Source organism: Vibrio penaeicida (assembly GCF_019977755.1).
In the GTDB taxonomy this organism is placed as follows: domain Bacteria; phylum Pseudomonadota; class Gammaproteobacteria; order Enterobacterales; family Vibrionaceae; genus Vibrio; species Vibrio penaeicida.
This window is the reverse complement of the sequence record NZ_AP025144.1, coordinates 2,708,826-2,729,972: the sequence shown is the minus strand read 5'-3', so window position 1 is coordinate 2,729,972 and position 21,147 is coordinate 2,708,826. Positions and strand designations below refer to the sequence as shown.

The window sequence follows — 21,147 nt, the reverse complement described above, 5'->3', positions numbered from 1 at the left end:
AAAAGCCATCTTAAAAGTCACCTAAAAGGTAGGGGAATTATCTTCTGTAGGTGAAGTATATTCTAACGATTTACTCTGTTCGGAAGTGTATTCGTTACTCGTTGCCAGCATGGGGTGATGAATGTGTTACAGGCTGTGAAATAAGTGGAAATGAAAGATGTTTTGTACGAATATGAAAAGTTATTAAAAAACACGTTGTGTTCATCTGTCTGAAACGGTTGCATGGTTGAGTAACCAGTTGCACCTCAAGTGTGGAATTGGAGTGTTTTGTTCTAGAAATGAACAAAAATGAAATTTTCTTACAGAGTGCTGTTGTTTTTTTGTATTTAATTATTTGTTTGATTCATTTTTGAGCACATTGTTATTTGCTCAGATATACTTAATTATCAATCACTTATTTTAAATTTCCTTTTTCATGTACCCAGTAAGTAGTATTTAATTTTTCATAACTGATCTGAGTCAATTTTTTTCATACCCTGAAATATTATACTCAGTCCTGAAAGCAATTTACTAAGACTGTGGTTCGATAAGCGATTGACGAAACGTTGAAAACTTAAGGCAGCAACCTTAATAAAAAGTTTTTAATATTTTTCTATTTTAGGAGATTCATTATGCCTGTAACTAATCTGGCTGAACTTGATGCAATGGTCGCACGTGTTAAAGCGGCTCAAGCAGAATTTGCTACTTACTCTCAAGAGCAAGTAGATAAAATTTTCCGCGCAGCATCTCTAGCCGCTAACCAAGCTCGTATTCCTCTAGCACAGCAAGCGGTAGAAGAGTCTGGTATGGGTATTGTTGAAGATAAGGTTATCAAAAACCACTTTGCTTCTGAGTACATCTACAATAAGTATAAAGATGAAAAAACATGTGGTGTTCTAGACGAAGACGAAAGCCTTGGCACAATGACCATCGCAGAGCCTGTGGGCATCATCTGTGGTATCGTTCCAACAACAAACCCAACTTCTACAGCAATCTTCAAATCTCTTATCTCTTTGAAGACGCGTAATGCGATTATATTCTCGCCACACCCTCGTGCAAAGAATTCTACGAACGACGCAGCTAAGCTTGTTCTAGATGCGGCAGTCGCAGCTGGTGCTCCAAAAGACATCATTGGTTGGATCGACCAACCTTCTGTTGAGCTTTCTAATGCACTAATGAAGCACGACGACATCGCACTTATCCTTGCAACTGGTGGTCCAGGCATGGTTAAAGCAGCTTACTCTTCTGGTAAACCAGCAATCGGTGTTGGCGCAGGTAACGTTCCTGTCGTTATCGATGAAACTGCAGACATCAAACGTGCAGTCGCTTCTATCCTAATGTCTAAGACTTTCGATAACGGTGTTGTATGTGCTTCTGAGCAGGCAGCTATCGTAGTTGATGATGTTTACGACGAAGTGAAAGAGCGTTTTGCTTCTCACAAAGCTTACGTTTTAAGCAAAGATGAAGCAGCGAAAGTACGTAAAATTCTTCTAATCGAAGGTAACCTAAACGCAAAAATCGTCGGTCAGCCAGCGCCAGCTATCGCTGAAATGGCAGGTGTAACGGTACCAGCAGACACGAAAGTACTTGTTGGTGAAGGTTTGGGTAAAGTTTCATACGACGACGAGTTCGCTCACGAGAAATTGTCTCCAACTCTTGGTTTGTTCCGCGCTGATAATTTCGAAGATGCAGTGGCTCAAGCGGTAACAATGGTTGAGATTGGCGGTATCGGTCACACATCTGGCTTGTACACTGACCAAGACAAGAACGCAGACCGTGTTCGTTACTTTGGCGATAAACTAAAAACAGCTCGTATTCTAATCAACATCCCAACGACTCACGGTGGTATCGGTGACCTGTACAACTTCAACGTTGCACCTTCACTAACATTGGGTTGTGGTTCTTGGGGTGGTAACTCAATCTCTGAGAACGTAGGTCCTAAGCACCTAATTAACAAGAAAACTGTAGCTAAGCGAGCTGAGAACATGTTGTGGCATAAACTACCTAAGTCTATCTACTTCCGTCGCGGTAGCCTTCCAGTTGCACTTGGCGACCTTGAAGGTAAGAAGCGTGCATTCATCGTAACAGACCGTTTCCTATTCAATAACGGTTACGCAGATGAAACCATCAGCATCTTGAAAGCGAACGGTATGGAAGTTCAAACGTTCTTTGATGTAGAAGCGGATCCAGTATTGTCTGCTGTACAAAAAGGTGCAGATTCAATGAAGAGCTTCCAGCCTGATGTCATCATCGCGCTTGGTGGTGGTTCACCAATGGATGCTGCGAAAATCATGTGGGTAATGTACGAGCACCCAGAAACAGCATTTGAAGACCTTGCAATGCGCTTTATGGACATTCGTAAGCGTATTTACAAGTTCCCTAAAATGGGTAAAAAAGCAGAAATGGTTTGTATCCCAACCACTTCAGGTACAGGTTCAGAAGTGACACCGTTTGCGGTTGTTACCGACGACAAAACTGGTGCGAAATACCCACTAGCCGACTACGAACTAACGCCTCAAATGGCTATCGTAGATGCTAACCTAGTAATGAACATGCCTAAGTCTCTATGTGCATTTGGTGGTTACGATGCAGTTGTTCACGCACTTGAAGCTTACGTATCAGTTCTTGCGAACGAATACTCTGATGGCCAAGCTCTACAAGCGCTTAAGATGCTAAAAGAGTACCTACCATCTAGTTATGCGAACGGTTCTAACGACCCGATTGCACGTGAGAAAGTTCACAATGCTGCAACTATCGCTGGTATCGCATTTGCTAACGCATTCCTAGGTGTTTGTCACTCAATGGCGCACAAGATTGGTGCAGAGTTCCACCTTGCGCATGGTATGACTAACGCAATGTTGATTGATAACGTTGTACGCTACAACGCAAACGACAACCCAACTAAGCAGACTGCATTCTCTCAGTACGACCGTCCACAAGCGCGCCGTCGTTACGCTGAAGTTGCAGATCACCTAGACCTAACTCAACCAGGTGACCGCACGGCTCAGAAGATCGAGCGTCTTCTAGGTTGGTTGGACGAGCTTAAAGATAACTTGGACATTCCTAAGTCTATCCAAGCTGCAGGTGTGAACGAAGCTGATTTCCTAGCGAAGATTGATGAACTAGCGGTAGACGCGTTCGATGACCAATGTACTGGTGCGAACCCACGTTACCCTCTAATTTCTGAGCTGAAAGACGTGATGTTGTCTGCATACTACGGTAAGCCATACATTGAAGGTGAAACTTTCGAAGGTACAACCGTAATTAAGAAAAAAGCAGACCAAGTTGCAGCAAAGCCAGCACCTAAAGCAGCTGCAAAGGCAACAAAGAAAGAAAAAGCAGAAGCGTAAGCAAGATGCTTGAAAAAGGTTCTCGCTAGCACTCGATAACCTTTCGGGAAAAATAAAGCTCCACCATTTGGTGGAGCTTTTTTGTATCGTTCCTATAAAAAGTCGCAAATAAACCGTTTGTTCATCTAACCTGAGTTCAGGTTATCTATGCTTCTGAAGCCATTACGCGACCATTAAAATAGTCATTGGAGACTATGTATTCAGTGTTTCTAATCATTTCATCCTGCACATATGCCCAATCACCATTGGCACTGTCCTTAGCGCGAAATTGTGTGGGTATGACACCTCCCACACGGATGTTAAACGGGTCGAGCTCTTTCGCCCATGTTTGAGTAAATCCAACAATCATCGCAGAAACATTCTCGTGCCCTTCTGGCAGATTGTGTTGCTGGTGAGAAGTTAAATTTACAATAACCCCCGATTTTTTATGCATGCGCATCCTCAGAGCACTGGCTTTTCCGTAACCATATAGGGACGAAGCCAATGATGACAATTTGTGAGTGAACTCCTCTCCTTGTTCACTGCCAAATAGTCTTGGAAGCGGCATGCTGGGCCAATTATTAATCAGCACATCAACACCATTTGGAAACCGCTCGTCAATGTAATTAAACAAAGACTGAATACTCTCGGAAGAGTGGTCTGGAAGCGGGTAATAGTAAATACTGTCTGACAAAGTGCGGCAGCGTTTTACGGTATCTAAAAGCGCTATCGAATCTGTGTCAGCGACAACAACGCGAGCCCCTAAAGAGGTAAAATGCACTGCTAATGTACTGCCTAGCCCTGAACCTGCAGAAGTGATTAAAACCACTGAGTTTCGTATATCCATTGGGATACCTCACTCTAGTTAACGTATTGTTATTATTTGGTTCTTTAAGTTATTCACACTGAACTCTGGATAAGTCGTTATTAAGCGCGGAGTAACGTGTGAATAACTATCATGGGTAAAATATCGAGCGCATGATGTGAATAACATCATAGTTTTCTGATGAAAGGGTTTTGGGGTGATTCTTTATGATTTGAGTCTCGCTAGAAATGCTTGCGATCTGAAAATTGTCTCAAAAATGAGATTGCATCTTGGCTTAGATTAAGCCGACATCTTAAGTTTGTGTAGTAGGCTTGCTTCAGACATCTGCTTATAGATTTCCTGAGGAACAACGTTGGTGGTCGTTGTTTCAGCGAGTTTGCGGCGTTCGTGGCCTGAGAGGTTGTGATAAACCTCTTCAGGTAGATCATGAGTGCCTTGAGGTAAGTAGGCTAGAGCATCAGGGGAAAGTCCGTGAGCGAGTCTTGCGCTAGCGATACCCGATTTATGAAATAAATTTGCCTGCAGTGCAGAACGTTCATAGGATTCTTCACTAGAACGAAGTGCCTGAGGTTCGGCTAAGTCAAACTGTTGTCTCAATCTATCATCGCTGATTTCTTGAGTCTCAACGGCTTCAACGGGGGTATTGTCTCGAACATCGTTTGAAAACATGGATACAAGTAAAGCAAAATCGGCGCGACGCCCAGTGTTGACTGCCTGGCTGATGCCAGAGCCCACATTGAGTTCGCTAATGATAGCCGCTTTGTCTAATGTATGAATGTTCATGACGCTCCTCGCTCGATGTTCTTTTAGCGGCAGGAGAATCGTTAACTTTAGGAAATTTTGAGTTTTTTTCGATTTAGAAAAATAGGCGACCAAATGGTCGCCTCAGACTGCTGACAAAGGTCTAGCCATCAGGCTAGACCTTTGATCTAATAGGGGTATCAAAATATGGATATTCCAACATGCTTCAAGAACCTTCTCCTCAACAGTACGAACTTGAAATGGTCACCATGGAACAGCTTGTTCCTAAAAACCATTTGGTTCGCAAGATTGATAAAGTCATCGACTTCGAATTTATCCGTGATGAAGTCGCTCATCTCTATTGTAAAGATAATGGGCGCCCACCCGTTGACCCTGTGCGCTTGTTTAAAATCATTCTCCTTGGCTATCTCTTCGGAATAAAAAGCGAGCGACAGCTCGTGAAAGAAATTGAAGTGAATGTCGCCTATCGTTGGTTCTTACGAATGTCCTTAACGGAGAAGGTTATCCATGCCTCGACACTCAGCCAAAACCGCATTCGTCGCTTCAATGGTACGGACATATTCGAACGTATTTTTATCAATATCGTTGAGCAGGCTATGGCTAAGGGCTTAGTGGCGGGGCAACAATTATTCACTGATAGCACTCACCTAAAGGCAAATGCCAACAAGAACAAACACACCAATGAAGTAAGAGAAGTTCGGGCTAGTGCTTACCTTGATATGCTTGATGAAGACGTCGCATTAGACCGAGAAAAAGAAGGAAAGAAGCCACTTAAAGCACGAGAATCTGAGCCTAAAATCAAGAATACAAAAGTCAGCACTACAGATCCTGAAAGTGGGTTTATGACCCGTGATAACAAGCCACAAGGCTTCTTCTACCTTGACCATCGCACTGTAGATGGACTGCATGGGATTATCGTGGATACCCATACTACCGCAGGGAATGTCAATGACTCTCAACCCTATGTCGGACGACTGGATTATACGTTAGAACGGTTCAACCTTAATCCAATAGCGGTCGGGCTGGATGCGGGCTATTTTACGGCACCAGTCGCAGAGTCATTAGAGCGGCGAAGTATTTTAGGTGTGTTTGGTTACCGAAGACCCTCACGAACAAAGAATACCTTCAAGAAAAAGCACTTTATCTACCACAAAGGAAGTGACAGTTACCAATGTCCAAATGGGCAAAATCTCATCTATAAAACGACCTCAAGAGACGCTTACAGAGAGTATCACTCCGACCCGAAAGAGTGTGCGTTCTGTCCACTGAGGGAGGACTGTACCCAAAGCAAAAACATGAAGAAGGTAATTACTCGGCATATCTATACCGATGCCGTAGAGAGAGCCAACGAAATGCGGCTTTCTCCCTACGGAAAGAAAACGTATAGACGGAGAAGTGAGACGGTCGAAAGAAGCTTCGCCGATGCGAAACAGCATCATGGTCACCGTTATGCTCGGTTCCGAGGTCTGACGAACGTGCAAATGCAGTGTTGGCTTGCAGCCACCGCTCAAAACATCAAGAAGATAGTTTTAGTGGTGAGTTATCTTCGAAAAAACGGTCTAAATATGCCCCAAATACGTCAAATATTAGCTTTTTGCTGCCAATTAAAGAATTGGGTACTTCCAAACTTCGCATGACAAAAAATATCGCGATCGCGGCCTACGGCACTCAAAAAAGAGAACCCCACTGCGAAAAGTGGGGTTCGTCATCAATCTGAGGCGACCAAATGGTCGCCTATTTTTGATCTAACAGAGTATTTCGCAAGTTACCTAGTATCTTTAGTACTCATTCACTCTTTTTGTAAATCACAGAATGATGATCTTTTACAAACTTATTCACTTGCTCAACATAACTGGCGGATGATGAGTATTTCCTACTGTCGTTAGACGCGACGATATTCACCAACACCAGATGACAAACTGCAATCAAGAAGAACAACTTAAAGCGCTCTGGTTTGCTTTCTAAAAACTGCTTAACACCGTATAGAATAGGGATGATGGCGAAAGGGTAGGCGAGCATTAAGTGCCAATAGTTGAATGTGATAGGGGCTAATGCTGCGCATATCAGAATCGCAATGAAGACACCAAAAGCATAAAGTGGCAGCCAATCTTCTTTTGTGGCGACGTCTTCAGATTTCCGAATCATTGGTTTTACGTGTTTCCATAAACGCCAGCTATAGCGCGCAGACACGACAACTGTAAATGCACCCACTCCAAATACCCAAGCTTTCCAGATGTAGACTAACGCTAATCGAGCAAACTCTATTGTCGTGATCCATTCAAATGTACTATTTGCGATGGCTTTGTTAGAGAACATCATGGATCCATAGCGAATCCAATAAAGCACAGATTTTAATACAGGATATACATGGGTTAATCCGTAGCCGATATAGCGGTCGCTTTCTTGTACAATTTGATCATTGTTCATCATCTCGATGAAATATGGAATCAATGAAGCTCCAGTCACCAAAACCCCACAAATAACGCCTACCCAAGAAACTTTCCCTAAGCCACGATACAGCAAATAAAACGAGACAAACGCTAACAACGGCCATGAGAAATGAAGTTGCATTGCCATACCAATGGAAAGCACATGCAAAAAGCTGTACCCAAAAGACACTCCCTCACGCATTTTGAAAGCAGTCCAAAAATGAAGTGCAGCAAAAAACAGAAGGTAAGAAGGGTTATAGAGAACGTTGTCGTATTGCATCCATGGGCTAAACCAAACGAGCAATACAAAAACCAGTCGCACTGGTTTTGAGAAATAATGTTTAAGAACGGCATCTAAGATAAAAACAGAAGCAATACGGATGGCGATCAAAAAGGCCATTGGAGCCCAAGGGGAATCCCATAAAAGAAGAGGACCACCTACAACCAATGCTGAGAGATAACCGGGTACATTGCCGACTGTACTGCCATAGTTACCAAACGGGAGCCAATTACCGGCATAAGCGCCCATATAGCCTTTTAGAAGCATTTGGTCTTGGTCGCCATCTAGTAGCTGATTTCCCGAGTAATAAATGGAGAAGAGGGTGCCAGCAGCCAAAATAAGAAAGAACAGAATTTGAAAGTGCTTTTCTAAATAAGCGTCAAATTTCACGATGTGCCTTTGAGGGATTAAGAGATATGGTGAATATCCTACCTTTTTACATGTTTACATCAAGTTGCAATTCGCCCAGATTTCAAAAAAACAAGAATGCAAAAAAAGAACATAAAAAAACCCACGCTTATCGCATGGGTTCGAATTTTCTATCTGTACTGTCTTACTTTGCTAGGTTTTCTGCTACGAAGTCCCAGTTAACCAATGCCCAGAATGCACCCATGTAATCAGGACGAACATTACGGAAATCGATGTAGTAAGCGTGTTCCCACAGATCAACAGTTAGAAGAGGAGTAATACCTTCTTCAGTAAGTGGTGTTGCTGCGTTTGAAGTGTTAACGATGTCCAAAGAACCATCAGACTTTTTCACAAGCCAAGTCCAAGAAGAACCAAAGTTATTGATTGCGGAATCAGTGAACTTTGCTTTGAACTCTTCGAAAGAACCGAATGATGCGTTGATAGCGTCAGCTACTGCACCTGTTGGTTCGCCGCCAGCGTTTGGTGCTAGGCAGTGCCAGTAAAACGTGTGGTTCCAGATCTGTGCTGCATTGTTGAAAATACCGCCCGTTGAAGATTTGATGATTTCTTCAAGAGATTTGTTTTCGAATTCAGTACCAGGTACTAGACCGTTCAGCTTTACCACGTATGTGTTGTGGTGTTTGCCGTGGTGAAAATCTAAAGTTTCCGCAGAAATATGTGGTTCTAGCGCATCTTTAGCGTAAGGAAGAGCTGGTAGTTCAAATGCCATTGCTCGATTCTCCATTGTATGTGAAAGAGTGCTACCTCTTTCGGATTGCTTCCAGTGTGTATTTTATTATTAAGTCTTTTTGACTTTTATATGAGCCAATACTGTCTGTATCCAAGAAAACTCAAGATACTAAGTTCAGCGCAAATTTTTGATTTAGTTTAGCAAGTTTTTACTTTATTAAAAGAAAAAGCAGAGAGTTTTTTAAAACTTAGAATGGGAACCCGGTGTCTGATAGATTAAAAAGTAATAACCCTAGTCATTAAGGACTTTTTATTCTGACTTAAACCAGTAGAATGGTCTGAATAGTTAACGCATCCATTAACGAGGACGCAATGGAAACCATCGACAAAATCAAGCAACAGATTGCTGAAAATACAATCCTTCTTTACATGAAAGGCTCCCCAAAACTGCCAAGCTGCGGTTTTTCTTCTCAAGCTTCTCAAGCGCTTATGGCGTGTGGCGAGAAATTCGCCTATGTAGACATTCTGCAAAATCCGGATATCCGCGCAGAGCTTCCAAAATACGCTCAGTGGCCGACATTCCCACAGCTTTGGGTTGAAGGTGAGCTAGTTGGTGGTTGCGATATCATCATTGAGATGTTCCAGAAAGGTGAACTACAGCCTCTTATTAAAGAAGCTGCAGCGAAAATTGAAGACGCAGAATAATACTTTTTGCGCTTAAGAATTTTCTGTACTTAAGCTTTCTGTATTTAAGCTTTTTGTATTTAAGCTTTTTGTATACAAAAAGAAAGAAAAGGCTTGGTGATTTCGATCACCAAGCCTTTTTTATTTCAATAGACCTTTATACCCAAGTGACTTCAAGGTGCAAGATTCAGAGCCTCATATTCTGTTTCAATTCAAGGAAAAGAACGCAGCGGAATGACGAGTCCTTTCCAAGTTCTTAGACGATGAAGTGGGGCAGAATATGGGCTCCCAAGGGCGAGTTTAACTGGCTTTCATGCTGTGTTATCGATTCTTAATTTAGAACCACTAGATCTTCAAATCGATGCCTTGCTTGAAAGCCAGCTAACTCTCGCTGAACCTAGCATCTTGAGGTTACTTGGGTATAGGGCTCAACAGATTTTTTTAGAACAACAGTTCTTTTAAAAACAACAAGTGTTAGGGGCTGCTATAAAAACTACAACACCATCGCTGCAATCCAGCCAAAGGCGATGAGCGGTATATTGTAGTGAACGAATGTCGGAACCACAGTTTCCCATATATGTTCATGCTGCCCATCCGCATTTAGCCCAGATGTAGGCCCCAATGTGGAATCTGATGCTGGTGAACCTGCATCTCCTAACGCGGCAGCTGTACCGACTAAAGCCACAGTTGCAAGGGGAGAGAAGCCAAACGTAATGGCTAAGGGTACATAAATCGTTGCCAAGATAGGAATGGTCGAAAACGACGAGCCAATGCCCATTGTGACCAGTAAGCCGACAATCAACATTAACAGCGCGGCTAAGGGCTTGTTATCCCCAATAGAGGTAGAAAGCGCTTCTACTAGCGATTCAACGCCTCCAGTTTGTTTCATTACGGCTGCAAATCCGGCAGCAGCTATCATGATAAAACCTATCATTGCCATCATGTGAACACCTTTAGTGAAAACATCTTGCGTTTCTTTCCACGCAATAACGCCACCAAATGTGAACACCATAAAGCCCGCTAAGGCACCAATAATCATTGAACCAGTAGCCAGTTGCACGGCAAGCGCTGTCACAATGCCGACTATAGCTATCCAAATGTTTTTGCTTTTCACTTCTGGCTGTTGATTTTGAGCTGAGTTATCTAACGTTATCTCTTTATAGTCCCGTGGCTTGCTGTAACTAAAGAATAACGCAGTGAGTAAGCCAAATATCATTCCGGCTGCAGGGAGTAACATGGCAACAGGAACTTGCGATGCCACGACATCCAAACCGTTGTCGTGCAAGTTCTTAAGCAAGATGTTGTTTAGAAAAATCCCACCAAATCCAATAGGTAAAACCATGTAAGGGGTGATCAACCCAAACGTGATCAAGCAAGCAATTAAACGTCTGTCTAGCTTGAATTTGGCGAACACTTGCAAGAGAGGTGGGATCAGAATGGGGATGAACGCAATGTGCACGGGAATGATGTTTTGAGACGACATGGTAACTAAAATGAGCGCAACAAGAATGAAGTATTTCAATCCAGTGGACGCTGTTTTACTTTCCGAGCCATTTATCTTTCGAATAACGGCATTGGCGAGCATATCGGTAATGCCAGACTTCGAAATTGCCACAGCAAATGTGCCAAGCATGGCATAGCTTAGAGCGATGGTTGCTCCGCCGCCCAGACCGCTTTCAAACGCGGATACAGCTTCATTGAGTGACATTCCAGATACAAGGCCGCCAACGACGGCGCTAAAAGTGAGTGCAACGACAACGTTGACTCGCATCAGAGCGAGTACCAACATGATGCACACAGAAATTACAACGGGGTTCATATATTTCTCAGGTAGTTTTAGATGTAGTGTTTGCGAATAAGTTTTAAGATTTATTGTTGTGAAATAACGGTATTAAGATTCTGTTTCTGTATGAAGTGGCCACCCACCCAGTGCTTTCCATTTGTTTACGATGCCACAAAACAACTCTGCGGTTTTTTCTGTATCATAAAGCGCTGAGTGAGCTTCTTTGTTATCGAACTCCATTCCTGCCACTTTACATGCCTTTGCTAGTACAGTTTGTCCATATGCAAGACCACTTAGGGTTGCTGTATCAAACGTTGCGAACGGGTGAAAAGGTACTCGCTTGAGTTTGCTTCTCTCGCTTGCCGCCATAACAAAGTTATGATCAAACGTCGCATTGTGAGCAACAATAATGGCGCGATTACAGTCTGCTGCTTTTTGTTCCTTACGCACGAGCTTATATATTTCTTTGAGTGCTTCGGCTTCTGTGACTGCACCTCGAAGAGGACTGAACGGGTCGCGAATGCCATTGAATTCAAGTGCTTCTTTTTCTAAATTTGCCCCTTCAAACGGCTCGACATTGAAATGAATGGTCGACGCTGGCACTAAGTTGCCTTCTTCATCCATTTTTAACGTGACGGCACAAATTTCTAGAAGTGCATCGGTTTTTGCATTAAATCCAGCTGTTTCCACATCAATTACGACAGGGAAGTAGCCTCTAAAGCGTTGTTTCAATGTAAGGTCGCTGTTTATCTCAGTCATATTTATTCTGTTCCATGTGACAAGCATCGCATTATACCCAAGCGATACCGTTTAGCGATACTTAATCCTTTCTAAAGACGAATAGAAAATCTGGCGGGGTTTTTGCATTGATAATGTAAATTTACATAAAAGCGTCAATTAGAGGGGCTTTTGTGGCAAAAGCGGCAACGCCAAGCCGTTTTGATGAAAGAAGAGATAGTAATGAAGAAAAACATGTGGTTCAATTTTAGCCTTATGGGTTTAGCTATGGTAGCGTCGAGCAGTGCTTCCGCCATGCAAACTCGTTATGTGGCTAATCCTGGTCAGTCGAAATGGGAAATGTCGGTGAATACACCATTAGAGTGCCAATTGGTGCATCCCATACCTAATTACGGCTCAGCTGTGTTTACTTCTCGTGCTAGCAAGAAAATCAATCTCGACTTTGAATTAAAAATGTATCGCCCTATGGGAGAAACTCGCAACGTTTCATTGGTATCGATGCCGCCTATATGGAGAGCGGGAGAAAATGCAGAACAGATTTCCAATTTGAAGTTCTTCAAGCAGTTTGATGGTTACATTGGGGGGCAAACTGCTTGGGGACTTCTCTCCGAACTTGAAAAGGGGCGTTATCCGACTTTTGGCTATGCGGACTGGCAAAGCCGCGATAAAAGGGTAGAGGTTGCTCTTTCATCGGTACTGTTCCAACACTCTTACAATGCTTTTAGTATGTGCATTAGCCAACTATTGCCGTACAGCTTTGAAGATATTTCCTTTACGATTTTGCATTATGATCGCAATAGTGACCAACTAAACAAAGCCTCACAAAAACGGCTGGCCAAAATTGCCGAGTACGTGAAACACAATAAGGACATCGATTTGGTTTTGGTCGCGGCTTATACCGACTCTAGTGGTGGTAAAAAGGGCAATCAGAGCTTGTCCGAACGCCGAGCTGGTGTATTGAGTGAATACTTCCAGTCGATAGGGTTACCGCAAAATAGAATTGAAGTCCAAGGGTTCGGTGAGAGAAGACCAGTAGCCGATAACAGCTCTCCTCTTGGTAAAGACAAAAACCGTCGAGTAGTGATTTCGTTAGGGCGTACACAGGTTTAGTAAAAGATTCGGTTAAACAAAAAAAAGAAGCGCCAATCGGCGCTTCTTTTAGTTTGTTTCTTCGATTTCACGAAAGTGCGGAATTTGTACGATCAGTTTAAGCGGAAGCTAGCAATGATTTCGCAGTTCGTCGCTGTATCGATATGCTGTACTTGCTCGGCAACTTTTGGATTCGGGTGGCGCTTCATGAAATCAATCAGAGCTTTACGGCAACAGCCTAGGGAATCTACAAAGCTATCACAATGCGTTTTAGGGCACTGAGGGACCAGAGAGAGAATCTTCTCTGATGCAAGCTGCAAGTATTTCAGCTCGTAATCGTTATCACCGTTCTCGCGCCAGAATTTTGCCAGATTGTGGCAAGAGATTACGTTGATCGTCAGCAAATCGTCGACCTCGACTTCTTGCTCATCAATCAATGTTTCTGAAATAGCTAATGCTTGCTGGTAATGAATGATACTGCGCTGAAAGTCTTTTTCCTGCAAGGCGACATCGGCTTTCAGTGTATGCTGTTCCCAGTCTCTAACATTCATTGTCAATTCTTCCGTACGATCATAAAACATATATTCCAAATATATTAAATGATAATTGTTTTCATGTAAAGTGATGGCTTTATTTATAATGCGCTAACCGCCGAATTATATTCGGTAATTTCACTTAAAATGGAGACTGAAAATTACTTAAAAAGAGGCGAATAGAAAGCTCGTTTCTACAGAAGTAAGTTTTTCACTTAGCCTTTCAAACCAGCGGATGCTGATTTGTTTTGAATCAATTCGATCATATAGCCATCTGGGTCTTTAACAAATGCAATATGGGTTGTTCCGCCTTTTACTGGACCAGGCTCACGAGTAATGTTGCCGCCCGCTTCACGAATAGCATCACAAGTTTGATAGATATCATCAAAGCCGAGTGCCACATGACCAAATGCTGTACCTAGGTCATATTCGGTTGTGCCCCAGTTATACGTTAGTTCTATCACGGCGCCTTCAGATTCGTCTGAATATCCCAAAAAGGCGAGTGTATATTTGTATTTCTCATTTTCATTGGTGCGCAGAAGCTTCATGCCTAAAACTTTGGTGTAAAACTCAATTGAGCGGTCAAGATCACCAACACGAATCATGGTGTGTAGAATGCGTCCGTTTGACATTGTTGTTCTCCAAAAATCTTTCATCGTTAAGAGTATAAGAATATCGAATACTTGCGCGCTCTCAAAGCAATTCTGCTCTCCGTTTTCTTCTTTTGATAAATCTCATAGTTGCAGATAGACAGAGCAATCAAATTACGATTCAATAGCAACCCGAATGTTATAACGTATCAGGAAGATTTAAATTGAAAAAGCTCGCCCTATTTTTGTTGGTTGGACTTGGTCTGCTCGCGTATTTTTCGTTGGACAAAAAAGACGAACCACAAACACTTACTATTTCAGGTCCATTTGAGTTCAGTAGCCAAGACTTAGCAAAAGATGGTTTTTTGTTTTCCCGATTACAAGTCGTTGAAGCGCTAGTGGCAATTAACGAGCAGTCAGAATTGGTGCCGTTGCTGGCGGAAAGCTGGGAGCAAAGTGACGATCGGTTAACCTGGACATTTAAAATTCGTGATGATGTCACGTTTCACGATGGTTCCCCGCTCAATGCCGATGCTGTTGTGTTTTCTTTGAAACAAGCCATGTCGAGACCAGGGGTTATTAAAAGAGCCCCGATTGAATCCATTCGCGCTCAAGATAACAGTGTTGTGATCAGTCTGTCGAACCCCTTTGTTCCTATGTTGTCGGTTCTTGCACACTACTCGACCTCTATTGTTTCGAAGAAATCATTTAATGCCGCGAACGAAGTGACCCACTTACATGGTACGGGTCCCTATAAAATCGAAAACTTGGTGCCACCACACAAAGCATTGGTCAGCACCAACGAAAATTATCGTGGTGTTCAACCTAAGATTGCCCAAGTGAGTTACTTAGCGGGTCATCGCTCAGAGAGTCGAGCATTGTTGGCGCAATCGGGCCAAGCGGATTTAGTGTACACATTGGATCCACTGAGCTTGGAGAGTTTAAATGCCTCTGACAATTTAAAAACACACGTTATCTCTATGCCGCGCACGGTATTGATAAAACTTAATAATGAACATCCATTCCTTAATCACTCCGATATTCGCAAGGCAATAAGTTTAGCGTTGGATAGGAAAGGCATCGCTGATCATGTGCTTCGTTTGCCTGGGTCTGAAGCTTACCAGTTGTTTTCACCCGCTTTAGGTGTTTGGCACATGGGTAACTACGGTGTGAGCGCTCGAAATCTAGATACGGCAAAAAGCCTATTAACAGATCATGGCTGGACGTTAAATGGCGATAACAAACTAGAGCGTGAAGGAAAGATTTTTGAGATAAACTTAACCACTTACTCTGATCGCCCTGAACTTCCCCTAATTGCGACTGCCATTCAAGCGCAGTTAAGCGATGTAGGAATCTCGGTCGACATTTCTATCGACAATTCTAGTGCTATCCCATCAAAACATCATGATGGTACGTTGGAAATGGCGCTTGTCGCGCGTAACTTCGGCACGTTGGCAGATCCGTTAGCGTTGCTGCTTAACGATTTTGCGAGCCATAAAGGCAGCGATTGGGGACCAACGAATTGGTCTTCTTCCGAGTTTACCCGTCTATTGAATCGGTTATCAGTTCAAGACAACGAGACGGAATATCGCAATTTGATTCCAGAAGCTTCTAAGCTGCTGGCGGATGAAATGCCCTTGATTCCAATCAGCTACTATCAGCAAATTATCGCCGTTAATCAACGCGTTCAAAACTTTTCCTTTGACCCATTTGAGATCAACTATCGAGTTGCGGAGATGGAGCTGAATGACTAGCTTCCTCTATAAACGATTTTGCCAAGCGATATTTGTCGCTTGGTCGGTGGGAACCGTAACGTTTGTGCTCATGAGGTTGATTCCAGGAGACATCGCTTATCGAATTGCTGCGGGGCGTTATGGCTATGATTATGTCGATGAAAATGCCGCTCAGGCAGTGTCCGCAGAGCTAGGGTTAGATAGAAGTGCGATAGAATTCTACTTTGAATGGCTATGGGATTTGCTTCATTTTAACCTTGGCTATTCGCTTGTGAGCGGAGAAAAAGTGACAACCGAGTTGATTCACCAGCTCGGTCATTCCGTGATGCTCGCATTGGTTGCCATGATCATTTCGCTTTTCATTGCCATCCCTGTTGGCGTGTACTGCGGCAGAAGAGCCGGAAAGTTGTCTGATACTTTCTCACTTTTTGTGTCCATTATGATCAAGGCACAGCCCGTATTCTTGATTGGCTTAGGTTTGGTCATCTTGTTCGCTTTAAAACTTAACTGGCTGCCAGTGGCAGGTTTTGGGGATGCGAGCTTTATTGTTCTTCCCGCCATTACGTTAGCGTTGAGTATGGCTGCAATGTCTAACCGGATCATCAGAAACGCCACCCACAATGTGCTTGGTTCCCAGTATTTCTTGTTTGCGCGCTTGAAGGGGTTAAGCCACTCGCAAGCGTTTGAAAGACATGCCCAGGTGAACATTGCGTTACCCGTTATCGCCTTTGTTGGCATACAAACCGTGACCTTGATTGAAGGCATTGTGATGATCGAATCTCTGTTTTCCTGGCCAGGAATAGGGCACGCGTTATCCCATGCTATTTTTGCGAGAGATATTCCTGTGATACAAGGCGCTGCATTGATGATGGGGTTGTTATTTGTCTTGATCAATACGCTTGTGGATGTCGCTAATTACCTGCTTGATCCTCGCCTTAAATCCAATGTTGCGGTGGAGATACAATGAAACTGAATCTATCGCAATGTGTTGGACTGACATTACTGTCCGTACTATTTGTCTTCGTGGTACTCGAAAAATCCTTTTTTAACAGTGACCCATACCAGCAGAATCTTACGTTAGTATTTGCTGCTCCCGATATAGCAGAACCATTGGGCAGAGATCATTATGGTCGAAGTAATATGGCTCGCTTATCAGATGCTATCCAAACGTCGTTTTTCATGGCGCTAACTTGCGTTTTAACGTCAGCTATTCTTGGATTGATCGCAGGTATTTTGGCTGGATGGAAAGGAGGATGGTGGGATAGAAGTTTATCTTGGGTATTGAACCTTGTTTTGGCGATGCCTGGTTTAATTCTTGTACTTCTTTTTGGCGCAATTGTACCGGGATCGTTTTGGATACTGTACGTCGCTATTTCTCTTATTCTTTGGGTTGAATACTTCCGTGTTGTCCGATCGAGAGTGATGGGGCTTGTTGTGTCGCCAGAAGTTGAAGCGTCTAAGCTGTACGGTTTTTCTGATTTCTATATTTTTAAGCGTCATTTTTGGCCGGAACTTAGAAAAGATCTGTACACCTTAGCGTGTTTTGGTGCTGGTAACTCCATTCTTACTCTTGCGTCCATAGGCTTCTTGTATGTTGGATTAAAGCCGCCAGAGGCTGAATTAGGGTTAATGATGGTTGAACTGTTTCGATACTACCAACAAGCTCCTTGGGTTCTGGCTCAACCTATTATGGCTGTGTTTCTTCTGGTAATGGGATTCCACCTTCTGGCTAGAGGAGAGAAATCATGACGTGTTTACTCGATGTTCAGAACTTGTCGATTTCCAGTTCTGAAGGCGTATTAGTTGATCCTGTATCTTTTAACGTCAAGGATGGAGAGGCGCTTATTATCCTTGGCGAAACAGGGTCGGGTAAAAGCCTATTAGCCAATGCCATCATAGGCAACCTCCCTGAAGGGTTGTCTTATAACGGAGAGATAGCACTCTTCGACCGCTCTCAATCGACACGAAGTACGAAAGAGCGAGAGGCTTTATGGGGTAAAAAAGTCTCGGTATTGCCGCAAGAGCCTTGGTTTGCGTTAAGCCCTTTGATGAACGCTGGCGAGCAGGTTAAAGAGGTGGATCAGTTGGTCAATTCGATTGAAGATTCCGCTTTGCAAGCTCGACTTACAGACGCATTTAAGCGTGTACAACTTTCTGGCGATGAAACCAAGTTACCAAGTGAGCTTTCTGGCGGCATGGCGCAACGTGTCGCGTACTTGTGTGCTACGCAAGCGGGTGGAAAACTGCTGATAGCAGATGAACCGACAAAAGGTTTGGATGCCAGTCGCCAAAAGCAAATTGGCGAACAGTTAAAAGCGCATAAAAAGAAAGGCGCGGTACTTGTCATTACTCACGACATTGAACTCGCCGAATCTTTGCGGGGCGAAGTGATTGTTATGCGTAAAGGTGTGGTGTTAGAACGAGGTGAGGGGGAAAAAGTGATCGCCTCTCCTCAGTCTGAATACGCTAAGTCCTTGATTGCAGCGCACCCGAAGAACTGGGTAAATCGTGAAAAACGTACTGATTCGGCACCTCTTATTTCCGCTGATTCTTTGAAAATGACCAGAAATGGGAAAGCACTATTTTCTGATTTGAGTTTTGATGTGTACGAGCAGTCTGTGGTTGGAATTAGTGGTGACAGCGGAAAGGGAAAATCGACCCTTGCGGATATACTGCTTGGTCTTATCCCCCCGACTGACGGCAAAATAATCCAGCATCAAAATATTGCAAAAGGGCAAGCACTCAAGCTATATCAAGATCCTCCAAGCGCATTGTCTAGAGCGGTAAACTTAAATTCACTATTGCGAGACTTAAAACAGCTCGTAGAGTTTGACGATAAAACCGTGCAGAGGTTACTGGATAGATTGAACTTAGACGCTAGTGTTCTTGAAAGGAAAATTACGCAAGTGTCTGGTGGCGAGCTTCAACGGTTTGCGATTCTTAGAACATTGCTTATGAAGCCGAAATTACTGATTGCTGATGAGCCGACCTCTCGATTGGACCCAATCACAGCGGCGAATACGTTGAAGCTACTGGTCGAGTTAGGTGAAGAGCTGAAGTTTACTTTAATCTTAATCAGCCACGATAAGATCGCGTTGAAAAAGCTTTGTGATCAAGTCATCCAAATTTAAACCGCATCAAAAAGGGAGTAATCGCTACTCCCTTTTTCTTTAACTTTTCATCTTCCAAAAGCAGTTACTTACTCTTCTTAAGCTTCTCTTTTAAGACTTCGTTGATGAAGCTTTTGCGCCCATACTGTTTTGTAATAATACATTTGTCTAAATCGAACCCTCTTGCAGGGCAGTATTCACGACCGTAGTAGATAATCTGGAGGTGTAGATCGTTCCATTTCTCTTTTGGGAAAAGACGTTTTCCATCTCTCTCTGTTTGTTCAACGCTTTTTCCGTTAGACAATCCCCAACGGTACATAAGACGGTGTATGTGTGTATCGACCGGAAAAGCGGGCACATTGAATGCTTGAGCCATAACCACGGAAGCTGTTTTATGTCCTACGCTAGGCATTGCTTCCAAAGCTTCAAAGTCCTTAGGTACCTCACCACCATGTTGCTTGATGATCATATCGGAAAGGTGCCATATCCCTTTGGATTTCATAGGGGACAAACCACAGGGCTTGATGATTTCTTTTATCTCTTCAATGCTCAGTTTCACCATATCATAGGGGTTATCAGCACGAGCAAAGAGCTTAGGTGTGATTTGGTTTACACGTTCATCCGTGCATTGTGCTGACAATAAAACAGCAACGAGCAGAGTATAGGGATCTTTGTGATCTAAAGGGATGGGGACTTCAGGGTAGAGGTCATCAAGAATATTGACTATAGCCTCTACTTTCTCTTTTTTTGATATAGGTTGATTCATTTAAGGCTGCTTCCAGTATTTTTATCTAGGTATTCTTGTTCGCTTATCTTTATGCGCATATCTTTCATATGCTTAGTGTTACGCATATACACTTACGTTTATGCATTAGTCACTCGCGCTCGCTCAATTTCTGGCTTTTCTTCTTTTGGTTGGCGCGACTCTAGTTGTTTGTCTATTAGGTTCTTGGCTGCAATCAAAAACCCTACACCAATGAATGCACCGGGTGGAAGAAGTGCCAGTAAGAAACTGTTATCAAATTGGAACACTTCTATACGCAAAACAGTCGCCCATGACCCAAGCAAAATATCCGCACCGTCAAATAGAGTACCGTTGCCTATAACTTCACGCATCGCACCAAGCACCACTAGCACAAGCATCATTCCCATTCCCATCCAAAACCCATCTAACGCGGAAGGTAAAACAGGGTTTTTAGAGGCAAACGCTTCTGCACGACCAATGATGATGCAGTTGGTTACGATGAGGGGAATAAAAATACCAAGTGAGAGGTAAAGTCCATAGGCATAAGCGTTCATTAGTAGCTGAACACAGGTAACGAGCGACGCGATAATCATAACGAAAACCGGTATGCGCACTTCTTTAGGTACGTAGTCTCTCACTAGGGATACCACGACATTTGAGCCAACCTGAACAAGCAAAGTTGCTAGCCCAAGCCCTAATGCGTTGGTCACAGTAGATGAAACCGCAAGCAATGGGCATAAGCCAAGAAGCTGAACTAATGCTGGGTTATTTTCCCAGATCCCATTCTTTATCAGAGTTTTGTGATCTGTCATGAATCGCTCCCACAGTTGAATGGCATCGAACTAATTTTTTGTTGGTTCTGGGTTGCATACCAAACCGCTTTTTTCACCGCTTTTACTACAGCTCTAGGTGTAATCGTAGCGCCTGTGAATTGGTCAAATTGCCCACCGTCTTTTCTGACTCCCCAAGCTGCATCTTCTGGGTCAGTAACGGATTTGCCATTAAAGGAGAGGATCCAATCCGATATCCGAAGGTCAATTTTGTCACCTAATCCAGGAGTCTCTTTATGAGAAAGAATACGCGTACCCAAAATTTCACCGGTAGAGGAAATACCTACAATCAGTTTGATTTTTCCATTGTAGCCGTCGGGTGCAATCGCTTCTATAGCATACGCTGAGACATCGCCTTGCTTGGAGGCAACATAAGCATGGACAGGATCAGGACCAAGCGCTGGAGACTCAATGATCATACAAGCAGAAAAGAGCTGATTGTCGTGCATGTTTGATGGTACAACTTCGTTGAGAACCGACATCAGTTGTGCTTGTTCTTGTTCTTGAATAGTCGATTTGGTTAAGGCGTTAGTGATGGCAACCAATCCTGTAGAAGCACAGGCAAACATGGCAAGAACAGCGCCATTCTTTTTAATTGCGTTCAGCATG

The 21,147-nt window shown here is 43.3% G+C and carries 19 protein-coding genes; 8 read left to right on the top strand and 11 right to left on the bottom strand.

Going from position 1 to position 21,147, the window contains the following annotated elements; genetic code table 11:
- The first annotated feature begins 611 nt into the window (after window positions 1-611).
- The gene (gene adhE / locus LDO37_RS12105; RefSeq protein ID WP_126608959.1) at window positions 612-3,329 is read left to right on the top strand and encodes a bifunctional acetaldehyde-CoA/alcohol dehydrogenase; all 2,718 of its coding nucleotides are present in this window, start codon (window positions 612-614) and stop codon (window positions 3,327-3,329) included.
- Window positions 3,330-3,474: 145 nt separating this feature from the next.
- Here adhE and LDO37_RS12100 read toward each other — a convergent pair whose 3' ends face one another.
- Both LDO37_RS12100 and LDO37_RS12095 read right to left on the bottom strand, forming a co-directional pair.
- Entirely contained in the window at window positions 3,475-4,155 is a 681-nt protein-coding gene (locus tag LDO37_RS12100; protein WP_126608958.1) for an SDR family oxidoreductase, read from the bottom strand.
- A 258-nt stretch (window positions 4,156-4,413) separates the two neighbouring features.
- Window positions 4,414-4,917 carry a VC2046/SO_2500 family protein gene (locus LDO37_RS12095; protein WP_126608957.1) on the bottom strand — a complete coding sequence of 168 codons (504 nt, stop codon included), beginning with the start codon at window positions 4,915-4,917 and terminating at the stop codon, window positions 4,414-4,416.
- A gap of 179 nt (window positions 4,918-5,096) precedes the next feature.
- On the opposite strand from LDO37_RS12095, the gene LDO37_RS12090 reads away from it, so the two are divergent.
- Entirely contained in the window at window positions 5,097-6,533 is a 1,437-nt protein-coding gene (locus LDO37_RS12090) for an IS1182 family transposase (protein ID WP_126608956.1), read from the top strand.
- A gap of 148 nt (window positions 6,534-6,681) precedes the next feature.
- On the opposite strand, the gene LDO37_RS12085 is transcribed toward LDO37_RS12090, so the two are convergent.
- Both LDO37_RS12085 and sodB read right to left on the bottom strand, forming a co-directional pair.
- On the bottom strand, window positions 6,682-7,995 hold the full coding sequence (locus tag LDO37_RS12085) for a 3-deoxy-D-manno-octulosonic acid transferase (protein ID WP_224055217.1): 1,314 nt from the start codon (window positions 7,993-7,995) through the stop codon (window positions 6,682-6,684).
- Between the two features lie 163 nt (window positions 7,996-8,158).
- Window positions 8,159-8,743, bottom strand: coding sequence for a superoxide dismutase [Fe] (sodB, locus tag LDO37_RS12080; protein ID WP_101112586.1), 585 nt, complete (start codon window positions 8,741-8,743; stop codon window positions 8,159-8,161).
- Between the two features lie 332 nt (window positions 8,744-9,075).
- Here sodB and LDO37_RS12075 point away from each other — a divergent pair, with 332 nt between their 5' ends.
- Window positions 9,076-9,408: a Grx4 family monothiol glutaredoxin gene (locus LDO37_RS12075; RefSeq protein ID WP_101112585.1), complete on the top strand. Its 333-nt coding sequence runs from the start codon at window positions 9,076-9,078 to the stop codon at window positions 9,406-9,408.
- A 472-nt stretch (window positions 9,409-9,880) separates the two neighbouring features.
- Here LDO37_RS12075 and LDO37_RS12070 read toward each other — a convergent pair whose 3' ends face one another.
- Window positions 9,881-11,206 (bottom strand): Na+/H+ antiporter family protein, encoded by a 1,326-nt coding sequence (locus tag LDO37_RS12070; protein ID WP_126608955.1) that lies wholly within the window; start codon window positions 11,204-11,206, stop codon window positions 9,881-9,883.
- Between the two features lie 72 nt (window positions 11,207-11,278).
- Window positions 11,279-11,929: a ribonuclease T gene (rnt, locus tag LDO37_RS12065; protein WP_201797008.1), complete on the bottom strand. Its 651-nt coding sequence runs from the start codon at window positions 11,927-11,929 to the stop codon at window positions 11,279-11,281.
- Between the two features lie 234 nt (window positions 11,930-12,163).
- Between rnt and motY the strand changes: the two genes are divergently transcribed.
- On the top strand, window positions 12,164-13,018 hold the full coding sequence (gene motY, locus LDO37_RS12060; RefSeq protein WP_370693428.1) for a flagellar protein MotY: 855 nt from the start codon (window positions 12,164-12,166) through the stop codon (window positions 13,016-13,018).
- 92 nt (window positions 13,019-13,110) lie between these two features.
- On the opposite strand, the gene LDO37_RS12055 is transcribed toward motY, so the two are convergent.
- Together LDO37_RS12055 and gloA are read right to left on the bottom strand one after the other, a co-directional pair.
- Window positions 13,111-13,548: a DUF2753 domain-containing protein gene (locus LDO37_RS12055; RefSeq protein ID WP_101111504.1), complete on the bottom strand. Its 438-nt coding sequence runs from the start codon at window positions 13,546-13,548 to the stop codon at window positions 13,111-13,113.
- 197 nt (window positions 13,549-13,745) lie between these two features.
- Window positions 13,746-14,162 (bottom strand): lactoylglutathione lyase, encoded by a 417-nt coding sequence (gene gloA / locus LDO37_RS12050; RefSeq protein ID WP_126606655.1) that lies wholly within the window; start codon window positions 14,160-14,162, stop codon window positions 13,746-13,748.
- Window positions 14,163-14,344: 182 nt separating this feature from the next.
- Here gloA and LDO37_RS12045 point away from each other — a divergent pair, with 182 nt between their 5' ends.
- Genes LDO37_RS12045 through LDO37_RS12030 form a run of 4 tightly spaced genes read left to right on the top strand, consistent with a single transcriptional unit; the run spans window position 14,345 to window position 18,984 of the window.
- The gene (locus LDO37_RS12045) at window positions 14,345-15,874 is read left to right on the top strand and encodes an ABC transporter substrate-binding protein (protein WP_126606654.1); all 1,530 of its coding nucleotides are present in this window, start codon (window positions 14,345-14,347) and stop codon (window positions 15,872-15,874) included.
- On the top strand, window positions 15,867-16,820 hold the full coding sequence (locus LDO37_RS12040; RefSeq protein WP_126606653.1) for an ABC transporter permease: 954 nt from the start codon (window positions 15,867-15,869) through the stop codon (window positions 16,818-16,820). Before LDO37_RS12045 ends, LDO37_RS12040 begins: the two co-directional genes overlap by 8 nt.
- Window positions 16,817-17,602, top strand: coding sequence for an ABC transporter permease (locus LDO37_RS12035; RefSeq protein ID WP_126606652.1), 786 nt, complete (start codon window positions 16,817-16,819; stop codon window positions 17,600-17,602). The genes LDO37_RS12040 and LDO37_RS12035 overlap by 4 nt, the downstream gene beginning before the upstream one ends.
- Window positions 17,599-18,984, top strand: coding sequence for an ABC transporter ATP-binding protein (locus tag LDO37_RS12030; protein ID WP_126606651.1), 1,386 nt, complete (start codon window positions 17,599-17,601; stop codon window positions 18,982-18,984). The genes LDO37_RS12035 and LDO37_RS12030 overlap by 4 nt, the downstream gene beginning before the upstream one ends.
- A 64-nt stretch (window positions 18,985-19,048) precedes the next feature.
- Here LDO37_RS12030 and nth read toward each other — a convergent pair whose 3' ends face one another.
- From nth to rsxG, 3 genes are all read right to left on the bottom strand, one after another.
- Entirely contained in the window at window positions 19,049-19,729 is a 681-nt protein-coding gene (gene nth, locus LDO37_RS12025) for an endonuclease III (protein ID WP_180958351.1), read from the bottom strand.
- Window positions 19,730-19,827: 98 nt separating this feature from the next.
- Entirely contained in the window at window positions 19,828-20,520 is a 693-nt protein-coding gene (locus tag LDO37_RS12020; protein ID WP_101111482.1) for an electron transport complex subunit E, read from the bottom strand.
- Window positions 20,517-21,146 (bottom strand): electron transport complex subunit RsxG, encoded by a 630-nt coding sequence (rsxG, locus tag LDO37_RS12015; RefSeq protein WP_126606650.1) that lies wholly within the window; start codon window positions 21,144-21,146, stop codon window positions 20,517-20,519. Before rsxG ends, LDO37_RS12020 begins: the two co-directional genes overlap by 4 nt.
- Window position 21,147: the final 1 nt, after the last annotated feature.

Bases quoted from the DNA above. Each gene is read 5' to 3' on its own strand.
- adhE (WP_126608959.1), top strand. From the start codon at position 612: ATGCCTGTAACTAATCTGGCTGAACTTGATGCAATGGTCGCACGTGTT.
- LDO37_RS12100 (WP_126608958.1), bottom strand. From the start codon at position 4,155: ATGGATATACGAAACTCAGTGGTTTTAATCACTTCTGCAGGTTCAGGG.
- LDO37_RS12095 (WP_126608957.1), bottom strand. From the start codon at position 4,917: ATGAACATTCATACATTAGACAAAGCGGCTATCATTAGCGAACTCAAT.
- LDO37_RS12090 (WP_126608956.1), top strand. From the start codon at position 5,097: ATGCTTCAAGAACCTTCTCCTCAACAGTACGAACTTGAAATGGTCACC.
- sodB (WP_101112586.1), bottom strand. From the start codon at position 8,743: ATGGCATTTGAACTACCAGCTCTTCCTTACGCTAAAGATGCGCTAGAA.
- LDO37_RS12075 (WP_101112585.1), top strand. From the start codon at position 9,076: ATGGAAACCATCGACAAAATCAAGCAACAGATTGCTGAAAATACAATC.
- LDO37_RS12070 (WP_126608955.1), bottom strand. From the start codon at position 11,206: ATGAACCCCGTTGTAATTTCTGTGTGCATCATGTTGGTACTCGCTCTG.
- rnt (WP_201797008.1), bottom strand. From the start codon at position 11,929: ATGACTGAGATAAACAGCGACCTTACATTGAAACAACGCTTTAGAGGC.
- motY (WP_370693428.1), top strand. From the start codon at position 12,164: ATGGGTTTAGCTATGGTAGCGTCGAGCAGTGCTTCCGCCATGCAAACT.
- LDO37_RS12055 (WP_101111504.1), bottom strand. From the start codon at position 13,548: ATGAATGTTAGAGACTGGGAACAGCATACACTGAAAGCCGATGTCGCC.
- gloA (WP_126606655.1), bottom strand. From the start codon at position 14,162: ATGTCAAACGGACGCATTCTACACACCATGATTCGTGTTGGTGATCTT.
- LDO37_RS12040 (WP_126606653.1), top strand. From the start codon at position 15,867: ATGACTAGCTTCCTCTATAAACGATTTTGCCAAGCGATATTTGTCGCT.
- LDO37_RS12035 (WP_126606652.1), top strand. From the start codon at position 16,817: ATGAAACTGAATCTATCGCAATGTGTTGGACTGACATTACTGTCCGTA.
- LDO37_RS12030 (WP_126606651.1), top strand. From the start codon at position 17,599: ATGACGTGTTTACTCGATGTTCAGAACTTGTCGATTTCCAGTTCTGAA.
- nth (WP_180958351.1), bottom strand. From the start codon at position 19,729: ATGAATCAACCTATATCAAAAAAAGAGAAAGTAGAGGCTATAGTCAAT.
- LDO37_RS12020 (WP_101111482.1), bottom strand. From the start codon at position 20,520: ATGACAGATCACAAAACTCTGATAAAGAATGGGATCTGGGAAAATAAC.
- rsxG (WP_126606650.1), bottom strand. From the start codon at position 21,146: ATGCTGAACGCAATTAAAAAGAATGGCGCTGTTCTTGCCATGTTTGCC.